Raw genomic sequence first — 23,525 nt, forward strand, 5'->3', positions numbered from 1 at the left:
GCCCGGCCTGAGGGCTGTGATATCCCTGTGGGAGCGGCTTCAGCCGCGAAGAGGCCGGTTCAGGTGTCTTGTTCTTGAAAGGAGTCCCCGGTGGACGAGTACCAGCAGACCATACGTACGTTGTCCGACCGCATCGTGGCCGCGCAAACCCCCATTCGCGTGCTCGATGCGGTGAAATGGGACGACGGCATCCGCCAGGGCTTCCTCAAGGCCAAAGGCAAGGAACCACCCGCGGTGGACCGTGCCTACTACCAGAACCGGCCCTTGTCGTTCGACTCCAGCGCGGTGAAGGCCGAGTTCCAGAACATCGAGCGTGACATCACCCGCCAGCTTGGCCAGTTCAACCCGGTCGGGCAGATCATGCGACGCATGTGCAAGGAATACCGCATGGTGGTGCGCATGCTAGAAGCGCGCGGCACCGAGGACTTCGGGCTGATTTCCCAGGAACTGTACGGCGCGGCCTCCGACGCTTTCCATGCCGGCGACCCGACCCTCGCCGACCTGGGGCTGATGCTCTCGGATTACCTGAACAACATCGACGGCCGTGGCGACCTCAAGGACGAGCCGAAGAACCTCACGGCGAAGGAGGCGGTGGAGATCCTCCAGCGCCGTCTGAACAAGGTGTTCGGCGAGGCCGAGGAAACCATTCGCGTATTCGAGTCGGACGGCATCGTCGCCGACGCGGCGGCCGGCGCCGACTACATCAAGGTGCGCGCCGACGCAATGTTCAACAATCGTGACGTGCGCGCCCTGGAAGTACACGAAGGCCTGGTGCATGTCGGCACCACCCTCAATGGCCTGAACCAGCCGATCTGTACCTTCCTGGCCAAGGGCCCGCCCTCGTCCACGGTGACCCAGGAGGGGCTGGCCATCCTGATGGAAGTGATCGCCTTCGCCTCCTACCCCAGCCGCCTGCGCAAACTCACCAATCGCACCCGGGCCATCCACATGGTCGAGGAGGGCGCGGACTTCATGCAGGTCTACGAGTTCTTCCGTGGCCAGGGCTTCGAGATGGGGCAGAGCTACAGCAACGCCAGCCGGGTGTTCCGCGGCTCGGTACCCAATGGCCTGCCATTCACCAAGGACTTGTCCTACCTCAAGGGCTTCATCATGGTTTACAACTACATTCAGTTGGCCGTGAAGAAGGGCAAGCTGGAGCAGATCCCGTTGCTGTTCTGCGGCAAGACCACCCTGGAAGACATGCGCACCTTGCGCCAGCTGGTCGAAGAAGGCCTGGTGGAGCCACCCAAGTACCTCCCGGAGCAGTTCCGCGACCTAAACGCCCTGTCGGCCTGGATGTGCTTCTCCAACTTCCTCAACCACCTGAGCCTGGACCGCATTGAAGCCGATTACGCGAACATTCTCTGACGCCTGCCGTCACCTCGCCATCGGCCTTGGGCTGCTGCTGTTGAGTGGCTGCAGCAGCCTGCTGTTCTACCCTGAGCGCGGTCAGCCGTTCACCCCTGAGCGGGCCAAACTCGACTACCGCAATGTAACCCTGACCACCGCTGACGGCGTTCGCCTGCACGGCTGGTGGTTGCCGGCCAAGGCCGGTGTCGAGGTCAAGGGCACGGTGCTGCACCTGCATGGCAACGGCGGCAACCTGGCGGGCCACCTGGGTGGCAGCTACTGGCTGCCGGAGCAGGGCTACCAGGTGCTGATGATCGACTACCGGGGCTATGGCCTGTCCCAGGGCAAGGCCACCTTGCCTGAGGTCTATGAAGACATCGCGGCGGCCATGGCCTGGCTGGACCGCGCCCCCGAGGTGCAGGGCAAGCCACTGGTGCTGCTGGGCCAGAGCCTCGGCGGCGCCATGGCCATCCATTACCTGGCGGCGCACCCGCAGCAGCGCGAGCACGTCAGCGCGCTGGTGTTCGACGGTGTGCCGGCCAGTTACCGGGCGGTGGGCCGCTATGCCCTCAGTACCTCGTGGATGACCTGGCCGCTGCAGGTGCCGCTGTCGTGGCTGGTGCCCGACGGCGACAGCGCGATCCGCTCCATCGAACAGCTGGCCAGCCCGCCGAAGCTGTTCTTCCACAGCATCGATGACCGGCTGGTGCCCCTGGACAATGGCATTCGCCTGTACCAGCACGCTCCGCCCCCGCGGGTGCTGCAATTGACCCGCGGCGGCCACGTGCAAACCTTCGCCGACCCGACCTGGCGCCAGGTGATGCTGCGCTTTCTGGACGACCCCGCGCATTTCAACGGCCTGCGCCGCCTGGCCGAAGTTCCCAACTACCCTGACGAGAAGAACAAGCAATGAGTGAAGAACGCAACGCCATCCCGCTGATCCTGACCGGCGTCGGCAGCATCATCGTGACGGTGGGGGCCCTCTGGTATTACGGCTACCTGCATTTCGCCAAGCCTGAAGATGCCCTGTTGCTGCAGGACTTCACCATGCTCAAGACCATCCCGGGCGAGGACTACAAAGTCTCGTTGGACCCGGCACCGCAGGTGGCCCAGTGCATCGATGGCGTATTGGTGATGTTCGACACCGCGCAGAAAGGCCTGACCGGTGTGCTGGTGGACAATCGCAAGCGTGCAGTTCGCTGCATGGGCGAGGAGACGCCGCAGCGGGTGCAGTGATTATTTGCCTCTCGTGGCCTCATCGCGGGGCAAGCCCGCTCCCACGGAACTCGACGTAACTTATTGGTTTAGCAGGGACCTGTGGGAGCGGCTTTAGCCGCGAACACCGGCAAAGCCGGTGCCATCCACCGCGTCGCCCGTTTCGCTACCCGTGGGAGCGGGCTTGCCCCGCGAATGTCGGCGTCGCCGGCGCCATAAGAAAAAACCCGCCATCAGGCGGGTTTTTTATTCAGCCAGCAGCTCTCATTGCGCTTGGCTCACCGCCCGCGGCATCACCGGCTGGTTATCGTTGGAGATGGTCACCTCCACTCGACGGTTCTGCGCACGGCCGGAGTTGCTGCCGTTGTCGGCCACCGGATACTCCTTGCCGTAGCCCTGGGCGACGATGCGCGCAGGGTCCACCCCGGCACGTACCAGCGCCATGCGCACGGCAGCGGCGCGGCGCTCGGACAGGCTCTGGTTGTAGTTGGCCGAGCCGACGCTGTCGGTGTAGCCCTCGACGATCACCTTGCGCTCCGGGTTCTCCTGGAGGAACTGCGCCAGTTTGGTGACGTTGGGGTAGGCACTGCTCTTGAGTTCGGCCTTGTTGAAGTCGAACAGCACATCGCCGAAGGTCACCAGCGTGCCGCGCTCGGTCTGCTTGGCATTGAGGCTGTCCTGCAGCTTCTTGATCTGCGCGTCACGGGCATCGAGCTTGGCCTGGGCGCGTTGCGCGGCAGAGTTCTTCAGCTCGGCCTCGGCCGTGCGCAGGGTGATGGTCTGCTTGGCCACTTCGACGCGCTGGTTGGTGAGGTAGGCGAGCTGGTCGACCTTCTTGCTGTCCTCACGCTCCATATAGGCCTTGTCGGCTTTGTTCAGCCAGTCCTGGGCGTCCTTGGTTTCGAGGGCGGCTACCTTGCTCGACTGTGGATCGCTCTGTAGCGCCGAGAAATTGCTGCGGGCCGACTCGAGGTTGGCGTTCGGGTCGTGGGAGCAGGCGGCAAGGCCGACGCTCAGGGCCAGCAGGGCGGGGATCATGACGTAATTGCGCATAGTGTTCATCCTTTGATCGTTAGCGAAGGCTTGGGGTCGCGGCAGGCCTATTCGGCGCTGCGCAGGCCTTCTTCACGTACGTCCTGGACACCCTGGCGGGCATCCTGCACAGCCTTCTGGGCCTTGGCGGCCTGGGCCTTGCGTTCAGCGACACGGGCATCCCATTCAGCCTGTTCGGCGAGCATGCGGGCCTGGTCGTATTGCTTGTCGTGCATGGCAATTTCGGCCTGCTTGAACTTGTCCTGGGCCGCTTTCATTTCCACTGCGGCGAACTCGGTACCGCCGGCACTGACCGCAGCGTTCACTGCCGACTGGCTGACGGCATACTGCTCGGTGGGCGGCTTGCCGGCGCAACCGGCCAGTACCAGGCTGCTGCCCAGGGCCAGTGCGGCCAGCTTCAGCCCGCGCAGGTGAGTGGTGGAGGGTTTTGCAATGCGGGTCTTCATGGTGGTCAACTCCATTGGGTCACTCCTGTTAACGACGATGTCCGCGACCGGTCCATCGTTGTTCCCTAGCCAAGGCGTGCGCTGCAACGCCCGTGTTTGCAGGGTTTTGCCGTGATGGCTACTGGCTGTGACCGAGGCGTTTTTTGGATAGTTCAGAAAAATTGCTGTGCTAACGAAGTTTTTTTCTGACTGATTGGTCAGCGCGAAAAGGCCGGAACTTTGCGCTCCGTGGGAGGTATCTGCGGGCCCTCGAGCAAGGCCCGCAGAGGGTGAGGGCTTAGTGGCGTTCGTTTTTGCCTGGGCTGCCGAGCGCTGCCAGGTGACGGCGGGAGAGGGCGAGGAAACGAGGGGTAGGGCCGATGTCCTCGTACAGCGGATCACCCTCTTCATCGGTGGCGATCACTTGCCGGCCCTTGATGTAGGGGAAGCTGGCTTCCAGCTCTTCGAGCGCGGCGGCGACCAGTTCGCCAAGCAGCTCTTCAGGGCTGCGCTTGGGGTACATCTCGGTCAGCGCGGCCAGGCGCGCTTGGGCTTCCATGTCCAGGTGCAGGACATGCCCGGTGGGGCTCAAGCGTCCGGCGGCATTCTGTTCCCAGTGCTGGGCGAGTTCGCGGATTTTCATGATGACCTCTGTCAAAGCCTCGAAAGTGGCATTGCTTCGGATGACCACTCTTCACTTTAGTTGCTTTGCCCGCGCCCGGCTTGCCAGGCGCGGCCTGGAGTCGGCACTCTTGGGGCTTGCTGTTTCCTGGAGTGGAGAGGCCCGATGAGCGATATCGATCTGCGTTTGCGCGAGGATGTGCATCTTTTGGGGGAGCTGCTTGGCGAGACCATCCGCCAGCAGCATGGCGAGGCGTTCCTGCAGAAAATCGAGGACATCCGCCACAGCGCCAAGGCCGACCGGCTGGTGGAGGGTGAAAAGCTGAGCTCGACCCTGGGCGACCTGGCCGAGGAAGACCTGCTACCCGTGGCGCGGGCCTTCAACCAGTTCCTCAACCTGGCCAACATCGCCGAGCAGTACCAGTTGATTCGCCGCCGCGATGCCGACCAGCCGCAGCCTTTCGAGGCGCAGGTACTGCCCGAACTGCTGGCCCGGCTCAAGTCGGCCGGGCACAGCGACGATGCACTGGCCCGGCAGTTGGCCAAGCTCGATATCCAGCTGGTGCTCACCGCCCACCCCACCGAGGTGGCCCGCCGTACCCTGATTCAGAAATACGACGCCATCGCCGCGCAACTGGCAGCCCAGGACCATCGCGACCTGAGCCCCGCCGAGCGTGGGCAGGTACGCGAGCGCCTGCGCCGGCTGATCGCCGAGGCCTGGCACACCGAGGAGATCCGCCGCACCCGGCCCACGCCGGTGGACGAAGCCAAATGGGGCTTCGCGGTGATCGAGCATTCGCTCTGGCAGGCCATCCCCAACCATCTGCGCAAGGTCGATGCGGCGCTGTTCCAGGCTACCGGCCTGCGCCTGCCGCTGGAGAGCGCACCGATCCGCTTCGCCTCGTGGATGGGCGGCGACCGTGACGGCAACCCCAATGTCACCGCCAGCGTGACCCGTGAAGTGCTGCTGCTGGCACGCTGGATGGCCGCCGACCTGTTCCTGCGCGATATCGAGAACCTGGCCGCCGAGCTGTCGATGCAGCAGGCCAGCGCAGCCTTGCGCGAACAGGTCGGCGACAGCGCCGAGCCTTACCGCGCGCTGCTCAAGCAACTGCGCGACCGCCTGCGCGCCACCCGTACCTGGGCCCAGGCGTCGTTGGCTGCTGCGCAACCGGCCAGCGCTGCCGTGCTGGTCGACAACCGCGACCTGATCGCGCCACTGGAGCTGTGCTTCCAGTCGCTGCATGAATGCGGCATGGGGGTGATCGCCGACGGGCCGTTGCTCGACTGCCTGCGCCGGGCAGTGACTTTCGGCCTGTTCCTGGTGCGCCTGGACGTGCGCCAGGATGCCGCCCGCCATCGCGATGCGCTGAGCGAGATCACCGATTACCTGGGGCTCGGGCGCTACGCCGAATGGGACGAAGCGCGGCGCATCGAGTTCCTCCAGGCGGAGCTGAAGAACCGCCGCCCGTTGCTGCCCGGGCACTTCAAGCCCCAGGCCGATACCGCCGAAGTGCTTGCCACCTGCCGCGAAATCGCCGCGGCGCCTGCTGCCTCGCTGGGTTCCTATGTGATCTCCATGGCTGGCGCGGCCTCCGATGTGCTGGCGGTGCAGCTGCTGCTCAAGGAAGCAGGGCTGACCCGGCCGATGCGTGTGGTGCCATTGTTCGAGACACTCGCCGACCTGGACAACGCCGGGCCGGTGATGGAGCGCCTGCTCGGGCTGCCGGGCTACCGGGCCGGCTTGCATGGGCCGCAGGAAGTGATGATCGGCTATTCCGACTCAGCCAAGGACGCCGGCACCACGGCGGCGGCCTGGGCGCAGTACCGCGCCCAGGAGCAGTTGGTGCGCATCTGCCGCGAACACCAGGTCGAACTGCTGCTGTTCCATGGCCGTGGCGGTACGGTCGGACGCGGCGGCGGCCCGGCCCATGCGGCCATCTTGTCGCAGCCGCCGGGGTCGGTGGGCGGGCGCTTCCGTACCACCGAGCAGGGCGAGATGATCCGCTTCAAGTTCGGCCTGCCGGGGATTGCCGAGCAGAACCTCAATCTCTACCTGGCCGCGGTGCTGGAGGCGACCCTGCTGCCGCCACCGCCGCCGCAACCGGCCTGGCGCGCACTGATGGACCAGTTGGCCGCCGACGGGGTCAAGGCTTATCGCGGCGTGGTGCGGGAGAACCCCGACTTTGTCGAGTACTTCCGCCAGTCCACCCCGGAACAGGAGCTTGGCCGACTGCCGCTGGGCAGCCGCCCGGCCAAGCGGCGTGCCGGGGGGATCGAGAGCTTGCGGGCGATTCCATGGATTTTTGGCTGGACCCAGACCCGACTCATGCTGCCGGCCTGGCTCGGCTGGGAAACGGCGCTGAACAATGCCCTGGCTCGTGGCCAGGGTGAGCTGCTGGCGCAGATGCGCGAGCAGTGGCCGTTCTTCCGCACCCGCATCGACATGCTCGAAATGGTGCTGGCCAAGGCCGATGCGCAGATTGCCGAGGCCTACGACCAACGTCTAGTGCAACCGCAGCTGCTGCCATTGGGTGCGCACCTGCGCGACCTATTGTCGCAGTCATGCCAGGTGGTGCTGGGCCTGACCGGGCAGTCGGTGCTACTGGCGCACAGCCCCGAAACCCTGGAATTCATCCGCCTGCGCAACACCTACCTCGACCCCTTGCATCGTCTTCAGGCCGAGCTGCTGGCCCGCTCGCGCAACCGCGAAGCCGCTCTGGACAGCCCGTTGGAGCAGGCCCTGCTGGTCACCGTGGCGGGCATCGCGGCCGGTTTGCGCAATACCGGTTGAGGCGCTCAAGCCGTGCTTGCGGTCGGCAAACCATCAGTTGGCGACCCTGAACCCGAGGGCTGGTTGCGCCGAGCGCAACCGGGGCCTCGCCGGGCTGCGACGGACACTTTGCTGCGCCGTTGGGACGCTTGTCGGGGGGGCGGGGGCTGTGTATCTTGAGCAGCCTTTGGACCGATTTTGCGGTCTCGACCGATTTTCCGGAGTTGGCCTTGTGCGCCGAATCCGTTGATTTGCATAGAAAAATATGAGGAGCACAAGATGCGTGTAATTCTGCTGGGAGCTCCCGGGGCCGGTAAAGGTACTCAGGCAAAGTTCATCACCGAGAAGTTCGGCATTCCCCAGATCTCCACCGGCGACATGCTGCGTGCTGCCGTCAAGGCCGGCACCCCGCTGGGCCTGGAACTGAAGAAAGTCATGGATGCCGGCCAACTGGTCTCCGACGAGCTGATCATCAGCCTGGTCAAGGAGCGCATCGCCCAGCCGGACTGCGCCAACGGCTGCCTGTTCGACGGTTTCCCGCGCACCATCCCGCAAGCTGAAGCCATGGTCGCCGCCGGTGTCGACATCGACGCCGTGGTCGAAATCGCCGTGGACGACGAAGAGATCGTCGGCCGCATGGCGGGCCGCCGCGTACACCTGGCCTCGGGCCGCACCTACCACATTCAGTACAACCCGCCGAAAGTGGAAGGCAAGGACGACGTCACCGGCGAAGACCTGATCCAGCGCGACGACGACAAGGAAGAAACCGTGCGTCATCGCCTGTCGGTCTACCACAGCCAGACCAAGCCGCTGGTGGACTTCTACCAGAAGCTGTCGGCCGCCAACGCCGGCAAGCCGAAGTACAGCCACATCGAAGGCGTCGGCTCGGTCGAGTCGATCACCGCCAAGGTGCTGGCAGCCCTGAGCTGATCCATCACCCTGCGTCACGACGGCCCGCTTGCGGGCCGTTGTCGTTTATACTGCCGCTCTTTTTCCCCTGTCTCTTGGAAACCGCGTTCGATGACCACCTTGCTGGCCCTGGATACCGCCACCGAAGCCTGTTCCGTCGCCCTGCTGCATGACGGCAAGGTGACCAGCCATTACGAGGTGATCCCACGCCTGCACGCGCAGAAGCTGCTGCCGATGATCAAGCAGTTGCTGGCCGATGCCGGCGTGGCGCTGAGCGCCGTGGATGCCATCGCCTTTGGTCGCGGCCCGGGCGCCTTTACCGGTGTGCGGATCGCCATCGGTGTGGTCCAGGGCCTGGCCTTCGCCCTGCAGCGCCCGGTGCTGCCGATCTCCAACCTGGCCGCGCTGGCCCAGGGTGCGTTGCGCGAGCACGGCGTGCAGCAGGTCGCCGCTTCTATCGATGCGCGCATGGACGAGGTGTACTGGGGCTGTTACCGGGCGGAGCAGGGCGAGATGCGCCTGGTCGGCCAGGAAGTGGTGGTGGCACCAGAGCGCGTCAGCTTGCCTGAAGGCCTGGCCGGCGAGTGGTTTGGTGCCGGTACTGGCTGGAGCCTGGCCGAGCGCCTGGCGGTGCAGGCCAGCGCCAGCGATGCCGCCGCACTGCCCAATGCCCTGGATATCCTCACCCTGGCCAGCCATGCCTGGGCCCGTGGTGAAGCGGTCGCCGCCGAGCAGGCGCAACCGGTGTATCTGCGCGATAATGTCGCTACGCCCAAGGCACGCTGAGGTCGTTCGTCGGCTATCGCCGTTCACGATAAAACCTTTTGCTCGAACTGTGGTCCAGTTATCGTTCGGGCATTAGCGATGGATCTCTGATGCTGCTAAATTGCCATCATTGATCCTGAGTGCCCACGCCATGCGTATCGACGGCTTCTCCTCGCAGAGTTACCCCATCAAGCGCCCGCCGCGCAAAGCGCCGGTGCGTGACGAAGCGATCGATGACGCCGAGATCATCGAAGAGCCCGAACAGCAGGCCAGCCGTGCCAACCGCCGCAGCGCCAACCTGCCGGCCCGCCAGCAGGACCTGATCTTCCCCCGCGCCCGTGACCGGCGTACCTCCACGGCACTGGCCAGCTACCTGACCACCGCGGGCTTCACCGACTGGGATATGGAAGTGCTGGGGCTGGACCTGTACATTTGACGGATGATTCCGTCCCCCCAGCCCTACTTTCTCGGTTGCCCCTCCTGGAGCGAAAACGCCTGGCGTGAGTATCTCTATCCCGCTGATGCACGCACGGCTGAGTTCCTCGGCTTGTACAGCCAGGTCTTCAATGCCGTGGAAGGCAACACCACTTTCTATGCCCGGCCAGCGCCAGCGACGGTAGAGCGCTGGGCGCAGATCATGCCGGCGGGTTTTCGCTTCACGGCCAAGTTTCCGGGTGATGTCAGCCATGCCGGGGACCTGCGCGCGCAACTTGATTCGGCGATCGACTTCACCCGATTGATGGCGCCGTTGGGGCAGCGCGTGTCCCCCTACTGGCTGCAGTTGCCGGCGCAGTTCGGGCCCTCGCGCATGGGTGAGCTGGCCTATTTTCTGGATGAGGTTGGCGTGCCGGTTGCCGTTGAGGTGCGCAACGATGCGTTCTTCGCCCGTGGAGACGAAGAACGCCAGCTCAATCGGCTGTTGCACGAGCGGGGTGTCGAACGCATCTGCCTGGACCCGCGAGCGCTGTTCAGCTGCACATCGCGTGAGCCCGGGGTGCTGCATGCGCAGTCCAAGAAGCCCAAGGTGCCGCCGCGCCCGTGTGCGTTCAGCCAGCATCCGCAGGTGCGCTTTATCGGTCACCCTGAGCTTGCGGCCAACGAAACCTTCCTTACCCCCTGGGTCGACAAGGTGGCGGTGTGGATCGAGGAGGGCCGTAGCCCCTATGTATTTCTGCACACCGCCGACAACCGGATGGCGGCAGCGCTTGCCCAGCATTTCCACCAGCGCCTGATGGCCCGCCTGCCCGGGCTGGCCGCGTTACCGGAATTGCCGCGCGCGCCCGAGGTCGAACAGCTAGGGCTACTCTGACGACACTTTCTTCATCTGCCGGAGGTTGAACCATGGATGTGCAAACCCTGCGAGCCGAAGCCTTCAAGGCGCTGCATGAACGCGATGGCACATTCGTCATCCCCAACCCCTGGGATGCGGGTTCGGCCAGGATGTTGGCGGCCCTTGGCTTCGAAGCACTGGCCACTACCAGTGCGGGGCTGGCGTTCAGCCTGGGGCGCCCGGATGCCGAAGGCGCCCTAAGCCTTGAGGAAACCCTAGGCAATGCCCAGGCCATCGTGGATGCCACGCCGCTGCCGGTGGCGGCAGACCTGGAAAACGGCTTTGGCGATTTGCCCGAGGACTGTGCGCAGACGATCCTGCGCGCCGCCGCAACCGGCCTGGTTGGCGGTTCGATCGAAGATGCCAGTGGCCGCAGCGAGGCGCCGATCTACGACTTCGACCTGTCCGTGGCGCGAGTGCGCGCTGCCGTGGAAGCTGCTCGCCAACTGCCATTTCCGTTCACGCTCTGCGCCCGCGCCGAGAACCTGCTGCACGGCAAACTGGACCTGGACGACACCATCCGGCGCCTGCAGGACTATGCCGACGCCGGTGCCGATGTGTTGTATGCGCCTGGGCTGCGCAGCGTCGATGACATTCGCGCGGTGGTGCAGGCCGTGGCGCCCAAACCGGTAAACGTGCTGATGGGTATGCCGGGGGTGCCCCTTGGCGTCAATCAGTTGCAGGATCTGGGCGTGAAGCGCATCAGTGTCGGCTCGTCGCTGGCCCGCGCCGCACTGGGCGCCTTCCAGCGCGCGGCGTTGGAAATCCGTGAGCAGGGCACGTTCGGCTATGGCGACCAAGCGCTGCCATTTGCTCAGCTCAATGATCTGTTTCGCCGCTGAAAGCCTGCGTTCTCAGGCGTATGCGCGAACGTTGTTCAACACCACTGGGCGGGCCCAATGGGTATCGAACTCCAGGTCGTTCTGTTGCTTGGCCAGGGTGGGCTCGTCGAACGGCTCTGGCGCCGGGTCGAGCAGGTTCATCTCGAATTCGGCGATTGGCAGGAACAGTGGGCGAGGCGATGGCGCGGGGCCGGGCTCGGCAATCGGATGGCCTTGGCTCATGACCACCGGGCGCAGCCAGCTGTTGCTGATGTCGAGGTCGCGTTGCTGGGTGATCAGCTCGGCGGTGCTGAAGGGTTCGGGCGCCGGTTCCAGCAGGTTGGCCTCGAGCTCCGCCTTGGGCAGGAACAGCGGCTCGGGAGGGGTGATTTCGGTGTCATGCACCGGCAGGGCGCGCTGGGCGTCGATCAAGGCCAAGGCCCTGGCGCCGCCGATAGGTTCGCCACTCTCTTTGTCGTACTGCACCAGCGCCTGGCTGACGCTGTCGATTTCCCCTTGCGGCTGCTCGGCCATGGCCCGGGCGAAGAAGTCCTGCCACAGGTGGCTGACGCCGCCCAGTGCCTGGGAGTTCTGTCGACCGTAGTTGCCGACAGGCGACAGGTAGGTCAAGCCGATGGGGAGAGTGTCTGACATGGCAGTCGCGCGCGTTGTGCTCTGGCAGAATAGCGGATACTGCGTGTATCGGCTGAGGCCGGGGTTTCATTAATTAATTTCGAGTGCGGGATCCGATGGTAGAGCAAGAGCTGGGCACAGGTATCAGGATCGAGGCACTGACCCCCGAATTCCAGGCGCAGGCGTTGGCATGGGCCGAACGCCTGGGCTTGCCGCTGGCCGACGAGGCGGCCGGGTTTGCCGTGCAGGTCGGTGCCGATGGCCTGCAGATCCAGCAACTGGGCCCGCAGGCGCCTGGGCCTGTGCGGGTGGATTTCGTCGAGGGACAGGCGGCGCATCGGCGCCTGTTCGGTGGTGGCAGCGGGCAGATGATCGCCAAGGCGGTGGGTATCGCCCAGGGCGTGCGGCCGCAGGTGCTCGATGCCACTGCGGGGTTGGGCAAGGATGCGTTCGTGCTGGCCAGCCTGGGCTGCCAGATGACCTTGATCGAGCGTCAGCCGTTGATCGCGGCGTTGCTGGAAGACGGCCTGGCGCGGGCGCGGGGGGACCTTGAGGTGGGGGCGATCGTCGAGCGCATGCGGCTGCTGACGGGCAATGCCATCGAGCGCATGCGTGGGTGGGAAGGGGAGGCGCCCCAGGTGATCTACCTTGATCCGATGTTCCCGCATCGGGACAAGAGCGCGCTGGTTAAGAAGGAAATGCGGGTGTTCCGGCCGTTGGTCGGTGATGACCTGGATGCGCCGGCGTTGCTCGAGGCGGCGTTGGCGTTGGCTTCGCACCGGGTGGTGGTCAAGCGGCCGCGCAAGGCGCCGATTATCGATGGGCCGAAGCCGAGCCATAGCCTTGAGGGGAAGTCGAGTCGGTACGATATTTACCCGAAGAAGGCATTGAAGGTTTGAGTTGAGAAGGTTGGTTTTGCAAGTTGGGGGATTTGGTAGGCGTCCCTTTCAAGGGCTCGGGGAGGCTGGCAGGTGTTCGGCGAGGTTTTTCAGCGCCTAGCAGATCGAGCGCCGCCCGCGCGGCGCATCGCTGGCAAGCCAGCTCCCACATTTGTTTCGGGCCAATTATGCCTGTAATGGTACCGCTGTCCGCCTTGGTGCATGTCTCAAGTCAGGCGGGGCGCCAGTAGTGCCCACCTCAATATCGAGCCGAACCAACAAGGCGTACAGCGATGAAACAACAGGAGTAACTGGCCCGAAACAGATGTGGGAGCTGGCTTGCCAGCGATGCGCCGCGCGGGCGGCGCTCGATCTCATAGGCGCTGCAAGGCTTTCGGCGAACACCTGGCGGCCTTCACGCAAAAGCCAAAGCTCGAAGGCCCAGCCACTATCAAACCAATACCCGCGAACTCGCCACCGCAACCACCGCCAGCCCAATCGCCAGATTGACCCCCACCATCCGCCGAATCCGCCCCAGAACCCCAGCCCCCGCCGCCCAATCCTCAGCCTGCACTGCCGTGCGCAATTCAGGCAGCAGCAACGACTGGATCCGCATGAACAAAGCAAACATCACGATCCCGCCGCCGATCATCACCTGAACGTACCGCGGCGCGGTCTCGAACCCGGCAAAGCGCAGGTGAATCATGCCCACCCCGCTGATCGCCAAAATCGCCACCGCCAGCCAGACCCATCTGAAGAACCGCTGGAAAACTTCCACCCACAAACGCAGCCGCGCCGGCCCCTCCAGGGCTGCAACCGTGGCCGGGCGCAGGATCAGCCAGGCGAAGAACATGCCGCCGACCCAGACCAGGGCGGCAAGGACATGCAGGGTGTAGGGCAGGGCAAAGGCGAGCATCAGGATCTCCATGCGGCACAAAGGGCGATAGCGGGGTATGATAGCCGGCCCATGCGAAACACTGAAAATATATCCAGCCCTCCGGGCGCCTGCAGACCATGATCAGCAACGAACTCAAAGCCACCATTCAGGGCGCCTACTCGCGTTTCCTCGAAGCCAAAAGCCTCAAGCCACGCTATGGCCAGCGCCTGATGATCGCCGAAGTGGCCAAGGTGCTCGGCGACATCGCCTGCGACGACGAAGGGCGCCGTGCCGGCGAGCCCGCCGTGGTGGCGGTCGAGGCGGGTACCGGTACCGGCAAGACCGTCGCTTACGCCCTTGCCGCGATCCCGGCCGCCAAGGCCGCCGGCAAGCGCCTGGTGATCGCTACCGCGACCGTGGCGCTGCAGGAACAGATCGTGCTCAAGGACCTGCCCGACCTGATGCGCAACAGCGGGCTGAACTTCAGCTTCGCCCTGGCCAAAGGCCGTGGCCGCTACCTGTGCCTGTCCAAACTCGACATCCTGCTGCAGGAAGGCCACGCCCAGTCGGCCACCGCCCAGCTATTCGAAGAGGAAGGCTTCCACATCGAAGTCGACGAGCGCAGCCAGAAGCTGTTCAACAGCATGATCGAGAAGCTCGCCGGCAACCGCTGGGACGGTGATCGCGACAGCTGGTCGGAAGCCGTCGAGGACCAGGACTGGGCGCGCCTGACCACCGACCACAGCCAGTGCACCGGCCGCCATTGCCCGAACTTCCAGCAGTGCGTGTTCTACAAGGCGCGCGAAGGCATGGGCAAGGTCGATGTGATCGTCACCAACCATGACATGGTCCTCGCCGACCTCGCGCTGGGCGGCGGCGCGGTACTGCCCGACCCGCGCGACACCATGTACGTGTTCGACGAAGGCCATCACCTGCCGGACAAGGCCATCGGCCACTTCGCCCACTATTCGCGCCTGCGCTCCACCGCCGACTGGCTGGAGCAGACGGCCAAGAACCTCACCAAGCTGTTGGCCCAGCACCCGCTGCCGGGCGACCTGGGGCGCTACATCGAGCAGGTGCCGGAGTTGGCCCGTGAGGTGCGTACCCAGCAGCAGTTCATGTTCACCCTGTGCGAGCAGGTTGCCGATTTCCGCACCGGTGAAGACATGGAAGGCCGCGACCGCCCGCGCTACCGCTTCGAAGGCGGCGTGGTGCCCGAGCAGATCCGCGAAGTCGGCATCGAGCTGAAAAAAGGCTTCGCCCGCCTCACCGACCTGTTCACCCGCCTGGCCGACCTGCTCAAGGAAGGCATGGACGGCGAGAACAACATCGGCATTGCCAGCCACCAGGCCGAGGAGTGGTACCCGCTGTTCGGCAGCCTGGTGACCCGTGCCCAGGGCAACTGGGAGTTGTGGACCGCGTTCACCGCCGAAGACCCGGAAGACAACCCGCCCATGGCGCGTTGGTTGACCCTGGCCGAAACTGGCGCGCTGTTCGATATCGAGGTCAATGCCAGCCCGATTCTGGCCGCCGAGATGCTGCGTAAAAGCCTGTGGAACGTCGCCCATGGCGCCCTGGTGACTTCGGCGACCTTGACCGCGCTGGGCAAGTTCGACCGCTTCCGCATGCGCTCGGGGCTGCCGCGCGACGCGGTGCAGTGCGTGGTGCCCAGCCCGTTCGTGCATGGCGATGCCGGTCTGTTGCGGGTGCCCGACCTGGGCGCCGACCCGCGCGATGCCACGGCGCACACTGCATCGATCATCCGTGAACTGCCGAACATCGTCGAAGGTGCGCGGGGCGCGCTGGTGCTGTTCTCGTCGCGTAAACAGATGCAGGACGTATTCGATGGCCTGGACCGCGACTGGCGCAAGCTGGTGCTGATCCAGGGCAACCTGTCCAAGCAGGAAACCCTCAACAAGCACAAGGCGCGGGTCGACGATGGCCAACACAGTGTGTTGTTCGGCCTGGCCAGTTTCGCCGAAGGTGTCGACCTGCCGGGCGCTTACTGCGAGCACGTGGTCATCGCCAAGATCCCGTTCTCGGTGCCGGATGACCCGGTCGAGGCCGCGTTGTCCGAATGGATTGAGGCCCGCGGCGGCAACCCGTTCATGGAAATCGCCGTGCCTGACGCTTCGCTGAAGCTGATCCAGGCCTGCGGCCGGCTGCTGCGGACCGAACAGGACCGCGGCGTCATCACCTTGCTCGACCGGCGCCTGGTCACCCAGCGCTACGGCAAGGCTATTCTCAATGCGCTGCCGCCATTTCGACGGGAAATCGGCTGACTGCCGGAGCAAGACGCTTCCTTTGTTGTCCATACTCGATCGTGAGCCCATGACGGGCTCAGAAGGAGAGCCACCGCCCTATGATCCGCCGTACCCTGCCTGTGATGTTCTCCCTGTTGTTCAGTGCGCCGCTGCTGGCCGGGCAACAGACACTGTTCAGCTTCGTGCGCCCTGCCGCGGTGGTCAACGTGACCACCCAGGACGCTGCGATGCCGCAGTACAACGCGGAGCAGACCGCCGAAGGCGAGGTGTTGCGGCGGGTGGTGTTCAATCCGGTGGCGCAACCGACCTTGCGCCTGGCACCGCCCAGCGGCGCCTGGGACTGGTCGGCCGGGCAGGCCCTGACCCTGCGCCTGCAAAGCGGCATGGACTGGGCGCTGACCGTCGACGTGGCGGTGCAGAGCAGCGATGGGCGCACCCTCACCAGCCGTATCGACTTGCCGGCAGGGCCGGCGCAGACGGTGATGATCCCCCTCAAGGCCAGCTCGCCGCTCAGCCAGGGCATGCGCGCCGGCCCGCCGATGCCATGGGCCCATGAAGGCCAGCGCCTGCTGCTGACCAGCAGTGCAGGCGAGGTGGACCTCAAGCAAGTCACCTCGGTCAGCCTGAGCATCCCCAGCCCCAAAGTGGCGCAGAGCCTGTTGATCGAGAAGGTCGGCCTGCAGGACGACGACCAGGCGTTCAAAGCCGCCTACAGCGAGCTGATCGACGGCTATGGCCAGTCCACCCGTGGGCGCTGGCCGGAAAAGATCGTCAGCGACGACCAGCTCAAGGCTGCCGACAGCCGCGAGCAGGCGCAGCTGAAAAGCTGGTTGGGCGAGCGCGACAAGCTCGGCCTGGACGCCTATGGCGGCCTGCTGGCGGGGCCAGCCTTCGAGGCCAAGGGCTTCTTCCGTACGGAAAAACGCGACGGGCGTTGGTACCTGGTGACGCCCGACGGGCACCCGTTCTATTCCCTGGGGGTCAATGCCGTCGCCGCCGATGGCGGGCGCACTTACGTCGCCGGTCGCGAAAGCATGTTCAAGGCACTACCGGCTGATGGCGAGGCACTGGCGGCGTTCTATGGCGAAGGCAACAACGATGATGGCAACACCTCGTCCCAGGGGCGCCAGTTCAAGCAGGGGCGCTGGTTCGATTTCTATGCGGCCAACCTGCAGCGTACCTACGGCAAACCCTGCTCGGCGTCGCCCGAACCGGCCTGCCCGCCTCTGGCCCTGGACCTGCCGCGCTGGCAGGCGCACACCCTCGACCGCCTGCAGGCCTGGGGCTTCAATACCCTGGGCAACTGGAGCGACCCAGGCTTTGCCCAGGCCAAGCGCATGCCGTACACGCTGCCACTTTCGATCGTCGGCGACTACGCCAGCATCAGCACCGGGATGGACTGGTGGGGGCGCATGCCTGACCCGTTCGACCCGCGTTTCGCCATGGCCACCGAGCGCGCCGTGGCCATCGCCGCCCGTGACCACCGCGACGACCCATGGCTGATCGGCTACTTCGCCGACAACGAACTGGCCTGGGCCGCACCCGGTGACGACCCGAAGGCCCGCTATGGATTGGCCTACGGCACCCTGCGCCTGACCACCGATGTACCGGCCAAGCGCGCCTTCCTCAAGCAGCTGCGCGACAAGTACCGCAACCAGGAGGGGCTGTCGAAAGCCTGGGGCATCGAGCTGAGCGCCTGGGAGCTGATGGAAGACCCCGGCTTCGAGGCACCGCTGCCTGACCCCGCACACCCGGAAATCGAGCGCGACTACCAGTACTTCCAGCAGGTGTTCGCCCAGACCTACTTCAAGACCATCGCCGACTCACTGAAATGGCATGCCCCCAATCACCTGCTGTTGGGTGGTCGCTTCGCCGTGAGCACGCCGGAGGCGGTCAAGGCCTGCGCCGAGTTCTGCGACGTGCTCAGCTTCAACTTCTATACCCTCAAGCCCGAAGACGGTTATGACTTCGCCAGGCTGGCCGAGCTGGACAAGCCGGTGCTGATTTCGGAATTCCAGTTCGGCTCCCGCGACCGTGGCCCGTTCTGGCCCGGCCCGCTGGAAGTAGCCCGCGAAGAGGACCGTGGTCCGGCCTACGGCAACTTCCTCAAGGCGGCCCTGGCCCAGCCGATGATCGTTGGCGCCCATTGGTTCCAGTACCTCGACCAACCAGCCAGCGGGCGTCTGCTCGATGGCGAAAATGGCCATCTGGGGCTGGTGGCCATCACCGATGTGGCCTATCCGGGCTTTGTCGAGGCGGTGCGCCGCAGCAACCTGCAAGCCGTTGGTCAGTTGCGCAAGGCCCTCGACAAACCCGCGCAGTGACCGCCCTGCGCGCCTCGAATATCAGTTTTTCCTTGCGACCACCCGGCCACATTCAGTAGGCAAAACGGCCAACTACTGAAACAATGCACGCCTTTTTCAGCAAGGTCGTACGGAGAACAGGCGGGTGCAGATTCAGGGCCACTATGAGCTGAAGTTCGAGGCGGTGCGTGAAGCCTTCGCCGCGTTGTTCGAGGATCCCCAGGAGCGTGGTGCGGCGCTGTGCATCCAGGTCGGCGGCGAGACCGTGGTCGACCTGTGGGCCGGCAGTGCCGACAAGGACGGCCGCGAGGCCTGGCACAGCGACACCATCGCCAACCTGTTTTCCTGCACCAAGACCTTCACCGCCGTCACCGCCCTGCAACTGGTGGGCGAGGGCAAGCTGGCTCTGGATGTGCCGGTTGCGCGCTACTGGCCGGAATTCGCCCAGGCCGGCAAGGAGCAGGTCACCCTGCGCCAGCTGCTCAGCCACCGCGCCGGCCTGCCGGCCATTCGTGAACTGTTGCCGGCCGAGGCCCTGTACGACTGGCAGGCGATGGTCGACGCGCTGGCCGCCGAGGCCCCCTGGTGGGCCCCAGGCACCGAGCATGGTTATGCCGCGATCACCTATGGCTGGCTGATCGGTGAGCTGATCCGCCGCGCCGATGGTCGTGGGCCGGGCGAGTCGATTGTCGCGCGCACCGCCAGGCCGCTGGGCCTGGATTTCCATGTGGGCCTGGCGGACGAAGAATTCCACCGTGTGGCGCACATCGCCCGCGGCAAGGGTAACCCGGGCGATGCTGCGGCCCAGCGCCTGTTGCAGGTGACCATGCGCGAACCCGAAGCACTGTCGACCCGCGCTTTCACCAACCCGCCGGCGATCCTCACCAGCACCAACAAGCCGGAATGGCGGCGCATGCAGCAACCGGCGGCCAATGGCCACGGTAACGCACGCAGCCTGGCGGGGTTCTACGCCGGCCTGCTCGATGGCAGCCTGCTGGAGTCCGAACTGCTCGACGAGCTGACCCGCGAACACAGCCTCGGCCAGGATCGCACCCTGCTGACCCAGACCCGCTTTGGCCTGGGCTGCATGCTTGACCAGCCCCAGGTGGCCAACGCCACCTTCGGCCTCGGCGCCCGGGCTTTCGGGCATCCCGGGGCAGGTGGCTCGGTCGGCTTTGCCGACCCCGAACACGACGTAGCCTTCGGCTTCGTCACCAATACGCTGGGCCCGTACGTGCTGATGGACCCGCGCGCGCAAAAACTGGTACGTGTGCTTGCCGGCTGCCTTTGATCGGGTGGCGCGGGTATTGCCCCGGCCCTTTGACTATCCTCAGTGCCAACGCCTGAAAGGTGTGGGTAGAATTTCTTTCAATTTCATGGTGTATCGCTGATGTCTTCACATAAAACCTTAGCACTCGCGCTGTGCCTGACCATGACTGGCTGCGCCAGCCACTCGCAGGACAGTTCGAAAGACGGCGGCTTGAGCTGGTGGCCCTTCGGTTCGGATAAAGTCGCCGACAAGGAAGTGAAAGCGGCCGTGACCGAAAACGTCGCCAAGGCCGACGCCAAGTCCGAGAGCGGCAGCCGCTGGTGGTGGCCATTCGGTGGCGACGAGAAAACCACGCAAGCGGCGGCCGTGCCAAAGATCGACCAGAAGGCCACCCAGGCCTGGCTCGACCAGTACGAACCCAAGGTGCGCGAAGCCATCAAGGGCAGCAAGTTCGAGCTGGAGCGCCGTGAAGACCTGCTGGCGGTGACCATCCCGGTCGACGGCTCCTATAACCCGGACCGCCCGAACATGCTGCTGCCGGTGACCCTGAGCCCGATCACCCAGGTGGCCAAGGCCATCGAGGCCGACAGCAAGACCGCCATCCTCATCCTCGGCCATGGTGACAGCAGCGGTGCTACCGCCGCCACCCAGAAGCTGAGCCTCGAGCGTGCCGCTTCGGTGTCGGCGATTTTCCGTCTCAGCGGCCTGCAACGTGATCGCCTGATGCTCAAAGGCATGGGCTCGGTCATGCCGCGTGCCGCCAACGACAGCGCCCCGGGCCGTGCCCTGAACCGCCGTGTCGAACTGCTGCTGACCCCTAAGGACACCATGGTCGCCCTGCTGGCCAAGTACCAGCAGGCAGCGCCTGCGCCAGCCGCAGCGCCGATGGTTGCGGTGCAGGACACCAAGGCACCGGCAGCCAAGGCCGTCGCCGCCAAACCGGCCGCCAAGCCTGCGGCGAAAAAACCAGCCGCCAAAGCCAAGGCCCCGGCCAAGGCCACTGCCGCTGCGAAAAAGAAAGCCGCTCCGGCCAAACCTGCCGCGAAGAAGGCCAGCACCGACAAGAAAGTCGCCGCCAACAGCCCTGCGAAGACCAACTGATCGTCAAGGAAACGCAGCCATGACCCAATCCCTGGCCGATATGCGCCGCGACTACACCCGTGATGGCCTGGCTGAAGCCCAGGCGCCGGGTGAGCCGTTCGCGCTGTTTCACCAATGGTTCGCCGATGCGGTGAAAACCGAGCAGCTGCCGGTGGAAGCCAACGCCATGACCCTGGCCACTGTCGATGCCGACGGTCGCCCGCATTGCCGGGTGCTGTTGCTCAAGGCCCTCGATGCACAGGGTTTCACCTTCTTCACCAACTACGAAAGCGCCAAGGGCCAGCACATCGCGGCCAGGCCGTTTGCGGCCATGACCTTTTTCTGGCCGGCGCTGGAGCGTCAGGTGCGGATCGAGGGGCGGGTGGAAAAGGTCACGGCCAAGGAATCGGACGATTACTTCCAGGTGCGCCCGCTGGGCAGCCGCCTGGGGGCCTGGGCGTCGCCGCAGAGCCGAGTGATCGCTGATCGCGAGGAACTGGAGGGGCTGGTCAAGGCCACCGAGGCGCGTTTCTCCGATACTCAACCCCATTGCCCCGAGCACTGGGGTGGCTATCGCTTGCTGCCGGAGCGCATCGAGTTCTGGCAGGGACGCGCCAGCCGGTTGCATGATCGCCTGAACTATCGGCTGGTGGATGGCCAGTGGCAGCGTGAGCGCCTGGCACCTTAACTCTTGAACGCGGCGGCCTCGCGTTCCAGCCAGGCCGCCAGCGCATTGCGTTTGATCTTTTCTGCCCGCGCCCGCTCCAGCAACTGGAGCATGAATGCCTGCTTCGCCGGATCCGGCCCGGCCAGCGAAAGCGCCAGGTCACGGTCCATCCAACGCCTCATGCGTAGATACAGCCAGCCGTGGAAGTACAGGCCGGCGACAGTCGTCACCACGACGATGAAGTAATCCATGGCTATCCTTGGTCCAACCCGAGTGCCCCTTGCACAGCCGATGGTGGCTGTACCTGAGCTGAATGGGAACAAATTTATAACGTTTGCGCCGTGACACCTGTCAAGGCGAGGCGTCTAATGAGCACCTGAAACTTTTGGAGATTGTCCTCATGCGTAAATCCGTTTTGCTGGTGGCGAGCTTCACCACCATGGCGTTGTTGCTGGGCGGCTGCCAGTCGTCGCTGACCGGTGACAGCTACTCCCGTGATGAGGCCCGCCGCGTGCAGACCGTGCGCATGGGCACCATCGAATCGCTGCGTCCCGTGAAGATCGAAGGCACCAAGACGCCAATCGGTGGTGGTGCCGGCGCCATTGTCGGTGGTGTTGCCGGCAGCGCAGTTGGCGGTGGCCGTGGCAGCATCGTTGCTGCTGTGATCGGTGCCGTGGCCGGTGGCCTGGCCGGTTCCGCCGCCGAAGAAGGCCTGACCCGCACCCAGGGCGTCGAGATCACCGTGCGTGAAGACGACGGCAGCATGCGCGCCTATGTGCAGCAGGTGCAGCAGAACGAAATCTTCCGCGTCGGCGAGCGTGTGCGCATCATGACTGTCGATGGCACCAGCCGCGTCACGCACTGATCGCAAGACAAAACAAACCCCGACACGGCTTTGCCGGTCGGGGTTTGTTTTTGCCTGCTGGATTCAGCGGGCAGAGGATTTGCGGCTCGCCATGGCCGTGATCAGGTAACCGACCACGGCGGCGAAGAACGAACCGGTGAGGATGCCCATGCGGTCCATGCCCGCGTAGTCGCTGCTACCCGGTACGAAGGCCAGGGAGCCGACGAACAGGCTCATGGTGAAGCCGATGCCGCAGAGGATCGCCACCCCGAGCACCTGCCCCCAGTTGGCCTCGGCCGGCAGTGCGGCCAGGCGCAGCTTGACGGCAATCCAGGTCAGGCCGAACACCCCGACCGTCTTGCCGGCCAGCAGGCCGAGCGCGATGCCCATGGGGACCGGGTGGATAAAGCTTTCCAGGGTGACACCGGCCAGCGAAACGCCGGCGTTGGCAAAGGCGAACAGCGGCAGGATGGCGTAGGCGACCCAGGGCTGCAACGCGTGTTCCAGGCTCAGCAACGGCGAGGTTTCGGCGTGCTTGGTACGCAGCGGGATGCACAGTGCCAGGGCCACACCGGCAAGCGTGGCATGCACACCGCTCTTGAGCACGCAGACCCAGAGAATCAGGCCGATCACCAGGTAAGGGCCAAGCTTGATCACCCCCAGGCGATTCATGGCGAGCAATGCGATCAGGCAGGCGCCGGCCAGCATCAGCGACAGGCTGGACAGCGTGCCGGAATAGAACAGGGCGATGATGATGATCGCGCCCAGGTCGTCGATGATCGCCAGGGTCATCAGGAACAGCTTCAGCGACACCGGCACACGTTTGCCCAGCAACGCGAGCACGCCAAGCGCGAAGGCGATGTCGGTGGCGGTAGGGATCGCCCAACCGGCCACGGCAGCCGGGCTGTCGCGGTTGATGAACCAGTAGATCAGCGCTGGCACCAGCATGCCGCCGATGGCGGCAGTGGCGGGCAGGATCACCTGCGAAGGCTTGGACAGGTGGCCGTCGACCACCTCGCGCTTGACCTCAAGGCCAATGAGCAGGAAGAACAGCGCCATCAGGCCATCGTTGATCCAAAGCAGCAGTGGCTTGGCGATCTCGAGGGCGCCGACCTGGACGGCGACCGGTACTTCGAGCAGGCCGTTGTACAGATAGGAAAGCGGCGAATTGTTGATGATCAGGGCCAGCACGGCGGCGGCGATCAGCAGCAGGCCGCTGGCGGCTTCCAATTGGAAGAATCGAGCGAAGAGGCTACGCACGGGTGAGGACTCTCCAAATAGCTGGATTGAAACGGGCGTACACCCTAGCGTGTGGGGATATGCTTTAAAACAAAAATTATATTCGTTTTGGTTATAAGGTGTTGCGGGTACGACTGGGCAAGCCTAGACGGCAATGCGGAGCAGGGCAGGAAGGTAATTCTCAGGGAAGAGCCGGAAAAATCCGAGA

At 64.8% G+C, this 23,525-nt stretch carries 23 protein-coding genes; 16 read left to right on the top strand and 7 right to left on the bottom strand.

Annotated features, from left to right (window positions below; all coding sequences use genetic code 11):
- Positions 1 to 90 precede the first annotated feature (90 nt).
- Genes ABE459_RS04655 through ABE459_RS04665 form a run of 3 tightly spaced genes read left to right on the top strand, consistent with a single transcriptional unit; the run spans position 91 to position 2,586 of the window.
- Complete coding sequence (locus tag ABE459_RS04655) at positions 91 to 1,368, top strand: flavohemoglobin expression-modulating QEGLA motif protein (RefSeq protein ID WP_125462890.1); 1,278 nt, start codon at positions 91 to 93, stop codon at positions 1,366 to 1,368.
- Positions 1,340 to 2,263 (top strand): alpha/beta hydrolase, encoded by a 924-nt coding sequence (locus tag ABE459_RS04660; protein WP_323833167.1) that lies wholly within the window; start codon positions 1,340 to 1,342, stop codon positions 2,261 to 2,263. Before ABE459_RS04655 ends, ABE459_RS04660 begins: the two co-directional genes overlap by 29 nt.
- Positions 2,260 to 2,586 carry a hypothetical protein gene (locus tag ABE459_RS04665; RefSeq protein ID WP_125462892.1) on the top strand — a complete coding sequence of 109 codons (327 nt, stop codon included), beginning with the start codon at positions 2,260 to 2,262 and terminating at the stop codon, positions 2,584 to 2,586. Before ABE459_RS04660 ends, ABE459_RS04665 begins: the two co-directional genes overlap by 4 nt.
- 243 nt (positions 2,587 to 2,829) lie before the next feature.
- Here the strand turns inward: ABE459_RS04665 and ABE459_RS04670 are convergent, their stop codons facing one another.
- The 3 genes from ABE459_RS04670 to ABE459_RS04680 all read right to left on the bottom strand — a co-directional run bounded on the left by ABE459_RS04670 (position 2,830) and on the right by ABE459_RS04680 (position 4,686).
- Complete coding sequence (locus ABE459_RS04670; RefSeq protein ID WP_125462893.1) at positions 2,830 to 3,618, bottom strand: OmpA family protein; 789 nt, start codon at positions 3,616 to 3,618, stop codon at positions 2,830 to 2,832.
- A 47-nt stretch (positions 3,619 to 3,665) separates the two neighbouring features.
- Complete coding sequence (locus ABE459_RS04675) at positions 3,666 to 4,079, bottom strand: DUF4398 domain-containing protein (protein WP_125462894.1); 414 nt, start codon at positions 4,077 to 4,079, stop codon at positions 3,666 to 3,668.
- 262 nt (positions 4,080 to 4,341) lie between these two features.
- The gene (locus tag ABE459_RS04680; protein WP_125462895.1) at positions 4,342 to 4,686 is read right to left on the bottom strand and encodes a pilin assembly protein; all 345 of its coding nucleotides are present in this window, start codon (positions 4,684 to 4,686) and stop codon (positions 4,342 to 4,344) included.
- Between the two features lie 144 nt (positions 4,687 to 4,830).
- Here ABE459_RS04680 and ppc point away from each other — a divergent pair, with 144 nt between their 5' ends.
- The 6 genes from ppc (at position 4,831) to ABE459_RS04710 (ending at position 11,283) form a co-directional block, all read left to right on the top strand.
- Complete coding sequence (ppc, locus tag ABE459_RS04685; RefSeq protein WP_323833165.1) at positions 4,831 to 7,458, top strand: phosphoenolpyruvate carboxylase; 2,628 nt, start codon at positions 4,831 to 4,833, stop codon at positions 7,456 to 7,458.
- Positions 7,459 to 7,716: 258 nt separating this feature from the next.
- On the top strand, positions 7,717 to 8,367 hold the full coding sequence (gene adk, locus ABE459_RS04690; RefSeq protein ID WP_028691565.1) for an adenylate kinase: 651 nt from the start codon (positions 7,717 to 7,719) through the stop codon (positions 8,365 to 8,367).
- A 90-nt stretch (positions 8,368 to 8,457) separates the two neighbouring features.
- Positions 8,458 to 9,132, top strand: coding sequence for a tRNA (adenosine(37)-N6)-threonylcarbamoyltransferase complex dimerization subunit type 1 TsaB (gene tsaB, locus ABE459_RS04695; RefSeq protein ID WP_125462897.1), 675 nt, complete (start codon positions 8,458 to 8,460; stop codon positions 9,130 to 9,132).
- A 130-nt stretch (positions 9,133 to 9,262) separates the two neighbouring features.
- Entirely contained in the window at positions 9,263 to 9,547 is a 285-nt protein-coding gene (locus ABE459_RS04700) for a hypothetical protein (RefSeq protein ID WP_110995541.1), read from the top strand.
- Between the two features lie 3 nt (positions 9,548 to 9,550).
- A complete protein-coding gene (locus tag ABE459_RS04705) occupies positions 9,551 to 10,420 on the top strand; it encodes a DUF72 domain-containing protein (protein WP_258705828.1) in 870 nt (289 codons plus the stop codon).
- 32 nt (positions 10,421 to 10,452) lie between these two features.
- Positions 10,453 to 11,283: an isocitrate lyase/phosphoenolpyruvate mutase family protein gene (locus ABE459_RS04710; RefSeq protein WP_323833163.1), complete on the top strand. Its 831-nt coding sequence runs from the start codon at positions 10,453 to 10,455 to the stop codon at positions 11,281 to 11,283.
- 12 nt (positions 11,284 to 11,295) lie between these two features.
- Here the strand turns inward: ABE459_RS04710 and ABE459_RS04715 are convergent, their stop codons facing one another.
- Positions 11,296 to 11,916 (bottom strand): energy transducer TonB, encoded by a 621-nt coding sequence (locus ABE459_RS04715; RefSeq protein WP_125857662.1) that lies wholly within the window; start codon positions 11,914 to 11,916, stop codon positions 11,296 to 11,298.
- Between the two features lie 95 nt (positions 11,917 to 12,011).
- Here ABE459_RS04715 and ABE459_RS04720 point away from each other — a divergent pair, with 95 nt between their 5' ends.
- Positions 12,012 to 12,794 (top strand): class I SAM-dependent methyltransferase, encoded by a 783-nt coding sequence (locus ABE459_RS04720; protein ID WP_258705831.1) that lies wholly within the window; start codon positions 12,012 to 12,014, stop codon positions 12,792 to 12,794.
- A gap of 430 nt (positions 12,795 to 13,224) precedes the next feature.
- On the opposite strand, the gene ABE459_RS04725 is transcribed toward ABE459_RS04720, so the two are convergent.
- Entirely contained in the window at positions 13,225 to 13,689 is a 465-nt protein-coding gene (locus tag ABE459_RS04725) for a CopD family protein (protein WP_125462902.1), read from the bottom strand.
- 98 nt (positions 13,690 to 13,787) lie between these two features.
- Here ABE459_RS04725 and dinG point away from each other — a divergent pair, with 98 nt between their 5' ends.
- The 5 genes from dinG to pdxH all read left to right on the top strand — a co-directional run bounded on the left by dinG (position 13,788) and on the right by pdxH (position 21,255).
- A complete protein-coding gene (gene dinG, locus ABE459_RS04730; RefSeq protein WP_258645221.1) occupies positions 13,788 to 15,932 on the top strand; it encodes an ATP-dependent DNA helicase DinG in 2,145 nt (714 codons plus the stop codon).
- 80 nt (positions 15,933 to 16,012) lie between these two features.
- Positions 16,013 to 18,238, top strand: coding sequence for a beta-galactosidase (locus ABE459_RS04735; RefSeq protein WP_323833160.1), 2,226 nt, complete (start codon positions 16,013 to 16,015; stop codon positions 18,236 to 18,238).
- A 124-nt stretch (positions 18,239 to 18,362) separates the two neighbouring features.
- The gene (locus ABE459_RS04740) at positions 18,363 to 19,508 is read left to right on the top strand and encodes a serine hydrolase domain-containing protein (protein WP_125462905.1); all 1,146 of its coding nucleotides are present in this window, start codon (positions 18,363 to 18,365) and stop codon (positions 19,506 to 19,508) included.
- A 99-nt stretch (positions 19,509 to 19,607) separates the two neighbouring features.
- Positions 19,608 to 20,588 carry an OmpA family protein gene (locus ABE459_RS04745; protein ID WP_323833158.1) on the top strand — a complete coding sequence of 327 codons (981 nt, stop codon included), beginning with the start codon at positions 19,608 to 19,610 and terminating at the stop codon, positions 20,586 to 20,588.
- Positions 20,589 to 20,607: 19 nt separating this feature from the next.
- Entirely contained in the window at positions 20,608 to 21,255 is a 648-nt protein-coding gene (pdxH, locus tag ABE459_RS04750; protein ID WP_125462906.1) for a pyridoxamine 5'-phosphate oxidase, read from the top strand.
- Here the strand turns inward: pdxH and ABE459_RS04755 are convergent.
- The gene (locus tag ABE459_RS04755) at positions 21,252 to 21,485 is read right to left on the bottom strand and encodes a hypothetical protein (RefSeq protein WP_323833156.1); all 234 of its coding nucleotides are present in this window, start codon (positions 21,483 to 21,485) and stop codon (positions 21,252 to 21,254) included. The two genes, pdxH and ABE459_RS04755, sit on opposite strands and share 4 nt — an antisense overlap.
- Before the next feature lie 149 nt (positions 21,486 to 21,634).
- Here ABE459_RS04755 and ABE459_RS04760 point away from each other — a divergent pair, with 149 nt between their 5' ends.
- Entirely contained in the window at positions 21,635 to 22,099 is a 465-nt protein-coding gene (locus ABE459_RS04760; protein WP_110996277.1) for a glycine zipper 2TM domain-containing protein, read from the top strand.
- Positions 22,100 to 22,162: 63 nt separating this feature from the next.
- Here ABE459_RS04760 and nhaA read toward each other — a convergent pair whose 3' ends face one another.
- Positions 22,163 to 23,338, bottom strand: coding sequence for a Na+/H+ antiporter NhaA (gene nhaA / locus ABE459_RS04765; RefSeq protein WP_323833154.1), 1,176 nt, complete (start codon positions 23,336 to 23,338; stop codon positions 22,163 to 22,165).
- Positions 23,339 to 23,525 lie beyond the last annotated feature (187 nt).

It is taken from the genome of Pseudomonas sp. TWI923 (genome assembly GCF_039673365.1).
GTDB classification, from domain to species: domain Bacteria; phylum Pseudomonadota; class Gammaproteobacteria; order Pseudomonadales; family Pseudomonadaceae; genus Aquipseudomonas; species Aquipseudomonas sichuanensis.

Bases quoted from the DNA above. Each gene is read 5' to 3' on its own strand.
- ABE459_RS04675 (WP_125462894.1), bottom strand. From the start codon at position 4,079: ATGGAGTTGACCACCATGAAGACCCGCATTGCAAAACCCTCCACCACT.
- pdxH (WP_125462906.1), top strand. From the start codon at position 20,608: ATGACCCAATCCCTGGCCGATATGCGCCGCGACTACACCCGTGATGGC.
- tsaB (WP_125462897.1), top strand. From the start codon at position 8,458: ATGACCACCTTGCTGGCCCTGGATACCGCCACCGAAGCCTGTTCCGTC.
- ABE459_RS04755 (WP_323833156.1), bottom strand. From the start codon at position 21,485: ATGGATTACTTCATCGTCGTGGTGACGACTGTCGCCGGCCTGTACTTC.
- adk (WP_028691565.1), top strand. From the start codon at position 7,717: ATGCGTGTAATTCTGCTGGGAGCTCCCGGGGCCGGTAAAGGTACTCAG.
- ABE459_RS04680 (WP_125462895.1), bottom strand. From the start codon at position 4,686: ATGAAAATCCGCGAACTCGCCCAGCACTGGGAACAGAATGCCGCCGGA.
- ABE459_RS04745 (WP_323833158.1), top strand. From the start codon at position 19,608: ATGTCTTCACATAAAACCTTAGCACTCGCGCTGTGCCTGACCATGACT.
- ABE459_RS04710 (WP_323833163.1), top strand. From the start codon at position 10,453: ATGGATGTGCAAACCCTGCGAGCCGAAGCCTTCAAGGCGCTGCATGAA.
- ABE459_RS04665 (WP_125462892.1), top strand. From the start codon at position 2,260: ATGAGTGAAGAACGCAACGCCATCCCGCTGATCCTGACCGGCGTCGGC.
- ABE459_RS04715 (WP_125857662.1), bottom strand. From the start codon at position 11,916: ATGTCAGACACTCTCCCCATCGGCTTGACCTACCTGTCGCCTGTCGGC.
- ABE459_RS04760 (WP_110996277.1), top strand. From the start codon at position 21,635: ATGCGTAAATCCGTTTTGCTGGTGGCGAGCTTCACCACCATGGCGTTG.
- ppc (WP_323833165.1), top strand. From the start codon at position 4,831: ATGAGCGATATCGATCTGCGTTTGCGCGAGGATGTGCATCTTTTGGGG.
- ABE459_RS04735 (WP_323833160.1), top strand. From the start codon at position 16,013: ATGATCCGCCGTACCCTGCCTGTGATGTTCTCCCTGTTGTTCAGTGCG.
- ABE459_RS04670 (WP_125462893.1), bottom strand. From the start codon at position 3,618: ATGCGCAATTACGTCATGATCCCCGCCCTGCTGGCCCTGAGCGTCGGC.
- ABE459_RS04725 (WP_125462902.1), bottom strand. From the start codon at position 13,689: ATGCTCGCCTTTGCCCTGCCCTACACCCTGCATGTCCTTGCCGCCCTG.
- ABE459_RS04700 (WP_110995541.1), top strand. From the start codon at position 9,263: ATGCGTATCGACGGCTTCTCCTCGCAGAGTTACCCCATCAAGCGCCCG.
- ABE459_RS04705 (WP_258705828.1), top strand. From the start codon at position 9,551: ATGATTCCGTCCCCCCAGCCCTACTTTCTCGGTTGCCCCTCCTGGAGC.
- dinG (WP_258645221.1), top strand. From the start codon at position 13,788: ATGATCAGCAACGAACTCAAAGCCACCATTCAGGGCGCCTACTCGCGT.
- ABE459_RS04720 (WP_258705831.1), top strand. From the start codon at position 12,012: ATGGTAGAGCAAGAGCTGGGCACAGGTATCAGGATCGAGGCACTGACC.